Genomic DNA, 1769 nt, shown 5'->3' with positions numbered 1-1769 from the left:
GCATCACGTCCACCGCGCCCGGTGTCAGGCCCGCGCGGTGCAGCAGGTCGGCGAGCGGGACGCCGCGCCAGGTCGCGACGCCGATGCCGCCGAGCGTCCAGGGCGTGCCGGTCACCTGCTCGTTCTGCTGCGTCCGGAAGAACGAGCGGCCGGTGCCGGTGCACTCGATCGCCGTCGTGACCGTCCGGGCGGGCATGGCCAGAAGCTGGTCGTAGGTGAACTCGACCGGCCGGTCCTCGGGCGGGGAGCCGTCCAGGCCGGAGCCCCACAGCTTCAGCCGCCACGTCCGCGCGTCGATCCGGGGTGTGGAGACGTGGTTGCGGACGAAGAACCGGTCGGTGGGGGTGACCGGGCCCTGCCCGGCCATCGCCTCCCAGCGGGTCTCGGCGTTGGTGTCCCGCGCGATGAACAGCTCCGGCGGGAGGGGCTTGACGATGGTGTCGGTGGGGATGTTCGCGTCGTTGCGCACCTGATCATTCAACCGGCAGAGCGGAGCGGGGGCCAACATCGCGAGCCCCGATCCGCTCACCCGGACGCCGGATAGGGTGTGGGACGTGGCGCAGAGCACACCGCTTCTTCCCGGGTCGCCCGGTGCGCTCGCGGAGCTGCTCGGCGAGCACGCCTACCTGTGCGACGACGGCCTCGCCACGGCGTGCTTCCTCGCGCTGCGCATGGGCCGTCCGCTGTTCCTGGAGGGCGAGGCCGGGGTCGGCAAGACCGAGCTGGCCAAGACTCTCGCCCGGGTGCTCGGCGCGCCGCTGATCCGGCTGCAGTGCTACGAGGGCCTGGACGCCTCGCAGGCCCTCTACGACTGGGACTTCCCCCGCCAGATCCTGCACCTGCGCGCCGCCGAGGCCGCCGGCGCCACCGACGCGGCCCGGCTGGAGGGCGAGCTGTACGACCGGCGGTTCCTGCTGGCCCGGCCGCTGCTGCGGGCGCTGGAGACCAGCCCGTCGGTGCTGCTGGTGGACGAGGTCGACCGCGCCGACGACGAGTTCGAGGCGTTCCTGCTGGAGGTGCTGAGCGACTTCGCCATCACGGTGCCCGAGCTCGGCACGATCCGCGCCGCCGCGCCGCCCGTCGTGGTCGTGACGTCCAACCGCACGCGCGAGGTGCACGACGCGCTGAAGCGCCGCTGCCTCTACCACTGGCTGGAGCACCCGTCCTTCGACCGCGAGGTCGCGATCATCCGCCGCCGCCTGCCGGCCGCCGCGGACCGCCTCGCCGGGCAGGTCGCCCGCGCCGCCGCGCGGCTGCGCGCCGCGGACCTGCTGAAACCGCCGGGCGTCGCCGAGACCCTCGACTGGACCGAGGCGCTGGTCGCGCTCGGCGTCCGCGACCTGGACCCGGACGCCGCCGCGCGCACCCTCGGGGCCGTCCTGAAGTACCGGGAGGACCGCGAACGCGGCCTCGCCGCCCTGTTCGACGGGGGATGAGCGCGGTGCGGGACATGGTCGAGACGGTCGTCGGGTTCGCGCGGACGGTGCGGGCCGCGGGCGGGCGCGCCGACCCGGAGCGGGTGCGGGCGATGCTCGCGGCGCTCGACCACCTGGACGTTTTCGACCCGCGCGACGTGTACTGGGCCGGGCGGCTCACCCTCTGCGCGGGCCCCGGCGACCTGCCGCGCTACGACCGCTGCTTCGCCGCGTACTTCTCGGGCCGGACGGCCGTGCCGGGGCCGCGCCCGGCCGTGCCGCCCGTCGTCCGGACGGTGCGCGCCGCGCCGCCCGTGCCGGACCCGCCGTCCGCCGGCTCCGCCCCGGACGGCG

At 75.5% G+C, this 1769-nt stretch carries 2 protein-coding genes and 1 pseudogene; 2 read left to right on the top strand and 1 reads right to left on the bottom strand.

The window, feature by feature from the left end:
* Positions 1-469: molybdopterin-dependent oxidoreductase (locus AB0J52_RS39030; RefSeq protein ID WP_500188108.1), on the bottom strand; the 469-nt coding region annotated here is incomplete at its 3' end.
* Positions 470-554: 85 nt separating this feature from the next.
* On the opposite strand from AB0J52_RS39030, the gene AB0J52_RS39025 reads away from it, so the two are divergent.
* Positions 555-1436 carry an AAA family ATPase gene (locus tag AB0J52_RS39025; protein WP_500188106.1) on the top strand — a complete coding sequence of 294 codons (882 nt, stop codon included), beginning with the start codon at positions 555-557 and terminating at the stop codon, positions 1434-1436.
* Positions 1433-1769 (top strand): annotated as a pseudogene (locus AB0J52_RS39020) (hypothetical protein); the annotation flags it as partial. The gene AB0J52_RS39025 and the pseudogene AB0J52_RS39020, both read left to right, overlap by 4 nt.

It is taken from the genome of Spirillospora sp. NPDC049652 (assembly GCF_040675125.1).
Classification (GTDB): domain Bacteria; phylum Actinomycetota; class Actinomycetes; order Streptosporangiales; family Streptosporangiaceae; genus Spirillospora.
Note: the sequence above shows the minus strand (reverse complement) of the source record. Positions and strands in the feature narration are given on the sequence as shown.